6 protein-coding genes are annotated in these 8,503 nt (G+C 75.5%); 5 read left to right on the top strand and 1 reads right to left on the bottom strand.

All coding sequences use genetic code 11. The features are described 5' to 3' along the window. Window positions 1–260 precede the first annotated feature (260 nt). Window positions 261–3,272, top strand: coding sequence for a bifunctional [glutamine synthetase] adenylyltransferase/[glutamine synthetase]-adenylyl-L-tyrosine phosphorylase (locus LG943_RS20075; protein WP_270073868.1), 3,012 nt, complete (start codon window positions 261–263; stop codon window positions 3,270–3,272). 177 nt (window positions 3,273–3,449) lie between these two features. On the opposite strand, the gene LG943_RS20070 is transcribed toward LG943_RS20075, so the two are convergent. Beyond that, entirely contained in the window at window positions 3,450–3,785 is a 336-nt protein-coding gene (locus LG943_RS20070; RefSeq protein WP_270073867.1) for a hypothetical protein, read from the bottom strand. Window positions 3,786–3,897: 112 nt separating this feature from the next. On the opposite strand from LG943_RS20070, the gene LG943_RS20065 reads away from it, so the two are divergent. From LG943_RS20065 to LG943_RS20050, 4 genes are all read left to right on the top strand, one after another. Further along, entirely contained in the window at window positions 3,898–4,245 is a 348-nt protein-coding gene (locus tag LG943_RS20065; protein ID WP_270073866.1) for a DUF6247 family protein, read from the top strand. Beyond that, the gene (locus tag LG943_RS20060; protein ID WP_270073865.1) at window positions 4,242–4,496 is read left to right on the top strand and encodes a hypothetical protein; all 255 of its coding nucleotides are present in this window, start codon (window positions 4,242–4,244) and stop codon (window positions 4,494–4,496) included. Before LG943_RS20065 ends, LG943_RS20060 begins: the two co-directional genes overlap by 4 nt. Before the next feature lie 490 nt (window positions 4,497–4,986). Further along, window positions 4,987–5,295 carry a hypothetical protein gene (locus LG943_RS20055; RefSeq protein ID WP_270073864.1) on the top strand — a complete coding sequence of 103 codons (309 nt, stop codon included), beginning with the start codon at window positions 4,987–4,989 and terminating at the stop codon, window positions 5,293–5,295. 185 nt (window positions 5,296–5,480) lie between these two features. After that, window positions 5,481–8,495 (top strand): helix-turn-helix transcriptional regulator, encoded by a 3,015-nt coding sequence (locus LG943_RS20050; protein ID WP_270073863.1) that lies wholly within the window; start codon window positions 5,481–5,483, stop codon window positions 8,493–8,495. Window positions 8,496–8,503: the final 8 nt, after the last annotated feature.

Below are 8,503 nucleotides of genomic sequence, written 5' to 3'. Positions count from 1 at the left end.
GCCCGCGTGGACGCGGGCGGCGGCCTCTCGCGGTTGGCACCGGTGCGCACGGCGGGGCGGTCGCGGGCGGGAGCACCGCGCTGAGCTGGGTAGACGCCGGGGTCGGGACGCCCGCGAGCGCCCGCACCGGCGGCACCGCCGCCCCCGCCCGGCCGGGGCGGCGGCGCCGGCGGGTACCGGAGGTACCGGCATTTCGCCCTATCCCGCCCTTCGCACGGGCGGCTACGGTGATCGGCGTGAGGACTCGGGAGACATCCACCATGACGGCAGGGGGACTCGCGCGGCGCGGTTTCGGCGACGCCTCGCGCGCGGTGCGGCTGATGGCCGACTGCGGGCTGGACGCCGAGCGCCACGCCGCGATCGTCGACGCGCTCGGCGCCGCTCCCGACCCCGACCAGGCCCTGCTCGGCCTGGTGCGGCTGCTGGAGACCGGCGCCGACTCCGCCGAACTGCTGGAGGCGCTGACCGCCGACCCCGACCTGCGCGCGCGGCTGGCGGCCGTGCTGGGCAGCAGCGTCGCCCTCACCGACCACCTGGTGCGCCACCCCGGCGACTGGCGGGAGCTGCGCGGCGCCGACGCCGCGCGCACCCCCACCGCCGAAGAGCTGCGCGCCGGGCTGCTGCACATCGTGGGCGCCGACCCCCACGCGGCCGCGCCGGTGGCCGCCGCCGAGTGCGACGACCCCGAGGGCCCCGAGCACGCCCTGCGGGTGGCCTACCACCGGCGGGTGCTGCGCCTGGCCGGGCGCGACCTCACCGGCGCCGCCGACCTGGAGACCGTGGGCGCCGAACTGGCCGACCTCGCCGCCGCGGTGCTGGAGGCCGCGCTGGCGATCGCGCGCGCCGCCTCCCCCGACGACGCCGCGCTGTGCCGCCTGGCGGTCATCGGCATGGGCAAGTGCGGCGGCCGGGAGCTGAACTACGTCAGCGACGTCGACGTGGTGTTCGTGGCCGAGCCCGCCGAGGGGGTCGAGGACGACCAGGGGGCGCAGCGGGCGGCGGCCCGGCTGGCGGCGGAGATGATGCGCATCCCCGCCCAGACCGACAGCGAGGGCACGCTGTGGCAGGTCGACGCCGGGCTGCGCCCCGAGGGCCGCAACGGCCCGCTGGTGCGCCCGCTGTCGGGCCACGTCGCCTACTACCAGCGGTGGGCCAAGACCTGGGAGTTCCAGGCGCTGCTGAAGGCCCGGCCGGTGGCGGGCGACCCCGAGCTGGGCGCCGCCTACCTGGCCGAGATCGAGCCGCTGGTGTGGAAGGCGGCCAGCCGGCCCAACTTCGTCGACGACGTGCAGGCGATGCGGCGGCGGGTGGTGGCCCACATCCCCGCCGCGGAGTCCGAACGCGAGATCAAGCTGGGCCGGGGCGGGCTGCGCGACATCGAGTTCTCCGTGCAGTTGCTGCAACTCGTGCACGGACGCAGCGACCCGGCGCTGCGCTCGGGCAACACCCTGGAGGCGCTGGCGGCCCTGTCGGGCGGGGGCTACGTCGGCCGCGACGACGCCGGCGGGCTGGCCGACGCCTACCGGTTCCTGCGGCGGGTGGAGCACCTGCTCCAGCTCAGCCGGCTGCGCCGCACCCACCTGCTGCCCGACCCCGCCAGCGCCGACGGCCCCGACCAGCTTCGCCGCCTGGGCCGGGCGCTGGGGTTCACCGCCAATCCGGTGACCGACCTGATGGCGGCGTGGCGGCGGGTGGCCGGCGATGTCCGCCGGCTGCACGAGAAGCTGTTCTACCGGCCGCTGCTGCACGCGGTGGCGCGGCTGCCCGACAGCGAGGCCCGGCTGACCCTGGAGCAGGCGGGCGAGCGGCTGAGCGCGCTGGGCTTCGCCGACGCCGCGGGCGCGCTGCGCCACCTGGAGGCGCTGACCTCGGGGCTGTCGCGGCGGGCCGCCATCCAGCGCACCCTGCTGCCGGTGATGCTGGAGTGGTTCGCCGACGCCCCCGACCCCGACGCCGGGCTGCTGGGGTTCCGCAAGGTCAGCGAGGCGCTGGGCGGCACCCCGTGGTACCTGCGGCTGCTGCGCGACGACGTGCGGGTGGCCGAGCGGATGGCGTGGCTGCTGGGCACCAGCCGCTACGTCACCGAGCTGCTGCTGCGGGCGCCGGAGTCGGTGGCGGTGCTGGCCGACGACGCCGACCTGGCCGCGCGGCCCGTGGCGGCGCTGAGCGCCGAGGCCGAGGCCGCGCTGCGCCGGCACGACTCCGCGGAGAACGCGGTGGCGGCGGTGCGGGCGCTGCGCCGGCGCGAGCTGCTGCGCACGGCGGTCGCCGACCTGCTGGACGTGGCGCCGGTGCACGCGGTGGGCGAGGCGCTGACCGACATCTCGGCGGTGACCATCGAGGCGGCGCTGCGCGCGGCCACCGGGGTGGTGGCCGCCCAGCGCGGCGAGCAGCCGTGCACGCGGCTGTGCGTGGTGGCGATGGGGCGGTTCGGCGGCCGGGAGCTGTCCTACGCCAGCGACGCCGACGTGCTGTTCGTGCACGAGCCGCTGCCGGGCGCCGACCCGGTGGCGGCCACCGAGACCGCCGACGCGCTCGTGCGCGAGCTGCGGCGGCTGCTGGAGATGCCGGCGGTGGACCCGCCGCTGGGCCTGGACGCCGACCTGCGGCCCGAGGGCAAGAGCGGGGCCATGGTGCGCACCCTGGACTCCTACGCCGCCTACTACCGGCGGTGGTCCTCGCCGTGGGAGAGCCAGGCGCTGCTGCGGGCCTACCCGATCGCCGGCGACGCGGAGGTGGGGGCGCGCTTCACCGCGCTCATCGACCCGCTGCGCTACCCCGAGGGCGGCGTGGACGAGGGCGCCGTGCGCGAGATCCGCACCCTCAAGGCGCGGATGGAGGCCGAGCGGCTGCCGCGCGGCGCCGACCCCGCCCTGCACACCAAGCTGGGGCGGGGCGGGCTGTCGGACGTGGAGTGGGTGGCCCAGCTGATCCAGCTGCGCCACGCGGCGCGGGTGCCCGCGCTGCGCACGACAGGCACGCTGGGCGCGCTGGACGCCGCGGTGGACCACGGGCTGCTCGACCCCGACGACGGGGCCGTGCTGGAGACCGCCTGGCGGCTGGCGGCCCGGGTGCGGGGCACCGTCATGCTGGTGCGGGGCCGCCCGTCGGACTCCGTGCCGACGTCGCTGCGCGACCAGACGACGCTGGCCGGTGCGCTGGGCTACCGCGAGGACGACGACGAGGGCCCGGCCGGGCAGCTCCTCCAGGACTACCGCCAGGCCACCCGCCGCGCCCGCGCGGTGATGGAGCGCGTGTTCTACGACGGCTGAGCCCCGCGCCCGCCGACCGCAGTGCCCGCCGGACGCAGCGCGCGGCGGACGCGGTGCGCAGCGGGCGGGCCACTCGGGAGGGCGGGTGGGGGCGGCGGGTTCGGCGGGCGGGTGGGAGGGCCGCCTCGCGTCGGTAGCGGGACCAGGGGTCAGGTGGTGGGGCTCAGGAGTCAGTGGTCAGACGAAGACGGCCACGGCGACGTTGACGACGGCCAGCGCCCCGGCCGCGATCGCCAGCCGCGTGTTCGGCTTGCGCACGTTGAGCACGGCGACCACCACGACGGCCACGGCCACCACGAGCTTGACGGCGATCTTGACGTGGTTGACGGGATCGTCGCCCATCTCGGCCACCCCGACCAGCAGCAGCCCGGTCACCAGTTGCAGCAGCGAACTGTGCAGGATCGCCTTGGGCGAGGCCTTGTGCCCCGTGATGAGCTGCATCAGGAATCCGGCGATGATCCCGGCCATCCCGAGCAGGTGCAGGAAGACGAGCACCGAGTTGATGATTTCCATGGCGCCAGAGCCTACTACAGCCTGTAGTAAACGTTTGTGTTGCCGAACACCCGGGAGGTGAACCCGGTGACCGCTACGATCAGTGGTGGGCCACTCTCCGATGGAGGAAGCGATGACACAGCAGATCGTGGAGACCGACCACGCGATCATTCCGCGCCCGGACGCAACCCCCGCAAGTCTTCGGGCCGCCATCGCCAGAGTCCGTCCGTCCAGCCTGAGAGAGTTCGATCAGCAACTCCTCGAGGCGAGCACCGAGGCACAGGCGGCCCAGAACGTGGGCCCGCTACGAGTGTTCTGCGCCAGTTGGGCGATGTACGTGGAGATCCAGCGCTTTCCTCTGCGAGCCCAGCGTCTGGCCGCCCTGGAACACATGGTCGACACCGGCCACCCGGACACCCGAAGCGCCGTACGCGAAATAGCGGAACTACTCCGTGAGGCATCGGAGGACCTGGGCCAGTGAGCGACTGGACATGGGGTTTCGAACCCCCCGATCTCGGGACCACGCTGCCCAGTGAGATTCTCGCCGAGATCGAGCGCATTGCGACCGAACTCGCGTACATGGGCCACGACGCCGACCAAGTCGGCAAACCTCACCGACCTAGCTCCACACTGCGCTACTTTCCTCTTGCCAATGGCCGAGGCTTCTTCTGCTTCATGCTCGCCCACCACCTCCAGGAGATCGTCATCGTCCAAGTGACAGTGTGGAAATGAGGCGCGTTCAGCCCTCGGGACTGACCGCAGTTGAGAGGGCGACCACCTCCTAAGCCAGGGGGCCACCTCAGTGCCGCCGTAGCCCTTTTTGCAAGATACAAAAGGGGCAAACCATAAGGAACGCCGCCCGAGCGGGAAGCCGCCCCCCGCCCGCTCGTCGCCACCTCAGACGTCCGCCCCGTGGCCCGATAACCGCCCGCCCGGACCCCCGTCCCACCTCGACGCCCCGTCACCACACCGGCCATCCGCCGCACTCACCCTTGACCGCACACCCGGGCCACCCGCCGCCCATCACCCGGCCAGGCCACGGCCTCGGCGGCGTCGTCTTATCCGCACGGCACGCTCTGACCGGTTCTTAGGCCGCCGGCTGTGCCTGAGGAACCGCGGATAAGGCGTTCGCCCGATGTAGGAGGCCGGGTCTTAGGGCGACTCTGGGACCACTGAGGCCGCGGAGCCCAATGCCGCGGCCGCACGTGGAGGGAAGCACACCATGTACGGCATCCACCCGGACTTCCAGCGGGCCGTGGTCGACGAGCGGGCCGCGCGGCTCCAGCGCGAGGCGCGCATGGGCGCCCTCGCGCGGGCCACCCGGGCCGCCGCCAAGGCGGCGCGGGCGACGCGGCGGGGCGAGGACGGGCCCGAGGGCGGCCAGGCGCGCCCGCTGCCGGTCGGTCCCTCCGCCGCCCCCGAGGCGGTGCCCGCCCGGCCCGCCGACGCGCGCGAGGCCGAGGCGGTCCCCGCCGGTACCGCCGACCGGGCTCGCGCCGAGACCGCCGGCCGGATCCCCGCCGGGTGCTGAGCCGCGGCCGCCGCCTGGGCGGCCGCCGCCTACACGGCCCCACCTGCGCGGCGTCACCGCCGGGGGAACCGGCTCGGTTCCCCCGGCGGTGTCCCTGACTCCGCCCCTGGCGCCCTCCCCGGCTCCACCCCCCGCAGGCGGAATGAAATAGCAAAAAGTCCTCACCGCGCTGCATACTGGACAGCATGATCCCCACTCCCGTCGGCGCGCGCTCCGTGTTCGTGGGACGCCGGCAGGAACTCCGCCTCCTGCTCGACCACGCGCACGCCGCGCGTTCGGGCCCGGCGGCCACCCTGCTGTTCGGCGGGGAGGCCGGTGTGGGCAAGTCCCGGCTGCTGGCGGAGTTCGCCGACCACCTGCCCGACGGGCGGGTCCTCACCGGCGGGTGCCTGGAGCTGGGTGTGGACGGCCTGCCCTTCGCGCCCTTCGTCACCGTGCTGCGCCAGGTCCTGCGCGACCACGGCCGCGGCGTCTTCGACGACCTCTCCCCCGGCGGCAGCCAGGAACTGGCGCGCCTGCTGCCTGAGCTGGGCACCCCGCCCGACGACCGGCGCGAGGCCCGCGGCCTGCTGTTCGAGCAGGTGCTGCGGCTGCTGACCGCCGTGGCCGGCACCGAGGGCGTCACCGTCATCATCGAGGACCTGCACTGGGCGGACTCCGCGACCCGCGACCTGCTCGTCTTCCTGCTGCGCAACCTCGACACCGCCCCCGTGCAGATCGTGGCCACCTACCGCAGCGACGACCTCCACCGCGGCCACCCGCTGCGCCGGCTGCTGCTGGAGCTGGAGCGGCTGCCCACCGTGCTGCGCCACGAGCTTTCCCCCCTCACCCGCGAGGAGACCGCCCAGGTCGCCGCCGCCGTGCGGGGCAGCGCCCTCACCCCCGACGAGGCCGCCGCGCTCTTCCAGCGCACCGGCGGCAACCCGCTGTTCGTGGAGTCGTTGGCCGCCCAGGGCCGGCTCGTCGGCGGCGACATCCCCGACCGCCCGCGCGAGCTGCTGCTGGCCTCGCTGGAAGGTCTGGACGACACCGCCCGCCACGTGCTGCGCGTGGCCTCCGTGGGCGCGGTCAGCGCCGCCCAGATCGAGCACGACCTGCTGGCCCACGTCGCCGAGGTCCCCGAGGACACCCTCAACACCGCGCTGCACGCCCTCATCGACGCCAACGTGCTGCGCGTGGACGGCACCGGCTACACCTTTCGCCACGCCCTGCTGCGCGAGGCCGTCCACGACGAACTGCTGCCCGGCCAGCACACCCGGCTGCACCTGCACTTCGCCGAGGCCCTCGACGCCCTGCCCGGCGTGGTGCCCTTCCACCGGCTCGCCGCCGAGCAGGCCCACCACTACTTCTACGGCCACGACCTGCCGCGCGCCCTCAGCGCCGCCTGGTGGGCGGCCGTGCGCGCCGCCGACACCCTCGCCTTCGCCGAGGAACTCCAGATGCTGGAGCGCGTCCTTGAGTACTGGGACCGCGTGCCCGACGCGGTGGAGCGGGTGCAGGGCAACTCCCACGTGCGGGTGGTGGCCCGCGCCGCAGCGGCCGCGCTGGAGAGCGGCGACTTCTTCCGCGCGCGGGCGCTGTGCGACTCCGGCCTGGCCGAGATCCCCGCCGACGCCGCCGACGACGACAGCCTCACCGACCGCGCGGTGCTGCTGCGCCGCCGGGGCCAGGCGCGCACCCAGATCCGCGACGGCGACGGCATCGACGACCTCATCACCGCCATGGCCACCCACCCCCCGCACGTGCCCGGCTACGGCTTCGTGCTGTCGCTGCTGGCCCGCGAGGCCATGCTGCACCAGCAGGACATCACCCTGGGCCGCGAGGGCGCCGAGCGGCTGCGCGCGATGGGCCACGCCACCCTGTCGGCCACCGCGCTGGCGACCGAGGCCATCCGCTGCTCCAACGAGGGCGACGACCGCTGCGCCGAGGCCGACGCGCTCATCACCCTGGGCACCAGCCGCCTCAACGAGGGCGACTTCGACGAGGGCCGCGCCGTCCTGGAGCGGGGGCTGGCCCTGGCCGGCGAGCTGGGCGACCCCTCGCTGGAGACCCGCGGCATGGCCAACCTCGCCCACTACCTGCGCGAGCACGGCGACCACGAGGAAGCCCTGGCCCTGCTGGACACCGCCATGGCACGGCTGCGCGACATCGGCCTGATGAGCGCCAGCGGCCCGTTCGTGGCGCTCAACATCGCCGAGGCCCGGCTGGACATGGGCGACCTCGCCGGCGCCCGCGAGCAGGTGGCGCGCAGCCTGTCGTGGTCGCCCTCCCCCGCCCACCGGGTCTACCTCGCCACGGCCGAGGTGCGGGCGGCGGTGGCCCAGGGCGACATCGAGGGTGCCCGGCGCGGCGCCGCGCTCATCGACCCCCGCAACTGCACCTCGGGCAGCACCCGCATCCACACCGTGCAGCTCAGCGTGGCCGCGGTGCTGGACCTGCGCCTGGGCGAGCAGGACCTCGCCGGCGCGCTGGCGCTGTCGCGCGAGGTGCTGGAGCGGGTGGTGCTGACCAAGTCGCCCGGCTACGGCTGGGTGGTGCTCGACCGCGTCGCCGAGGGCGTGCGCCGCGCGGCGCTCGCCGGCGCCCAGGCGCCCGACGACGCCGCCCGCACCGCCGCGCTGGTGGAGTCCGCGGCGGCCGAACTGCGCCGCCTGGGCCCGGTGCAGGAGGCGTTCGCGGCGACGGTGGCGGCGCGGCTGGCCGCCGCCCGCGCCGCCGAGGGCGCCGCGCCGCTGGCGGAGTCCGAGGCCGCCTGGGAGGCCGCGGTGCGCGCCTGGGAGCGGCTGAGCATGCCGCTGCACCGCGCCGAGGCGGTGCTGCTGGGCGCCGAGGCGGCGCTGGCGGCCGACCGGGGCGCGGCCGTGGGCGACCGCCTGCGCGAGGCCGCCAAGATCGCCGCCGAGTGCGGCGCGGCGCCGCTGGAGGCGCGGGCACGGGAGCTGGCGCGGCGCGCGGGCGTGGCGCTGGAGGCCGGCGCCGACGGCGAGCCCGTGCCAGCCGGACTGCCCGCCGGGCTCACCCCGCGCGAGGCCGAGGTGCTGCGGCTGCTGGGCCGGGGCTACACCAACGCCCAGATCGCCCGGGAGCTGTTCATCTCGGCCAAGACCGCCAGCGTGCACGTGTCGCACATCCTGGCCAAGCTGGAGCTGCCCAACCGGGCGGCGGCCGGCGCCCGCGCCGGCGCGCTTGGCCTGGTCTAGGGTCCGGC

It is taken from the genome of Streptomonospora mangrovi, assembly GCF_027604915.1.
Classification (GTDB): domain Bacteria; phylum Actinomycetota; class Actinomycetes; order Streptosporangiales; family Streptosporangiaceae; genus Streptomonospora; species Streptomonospora mangrovi.
The sequence above is the reverse complement of the archived record's forward strand: the minus strand, read 5'-3'. Positions and strand labels throughout refer to the sequence as shown.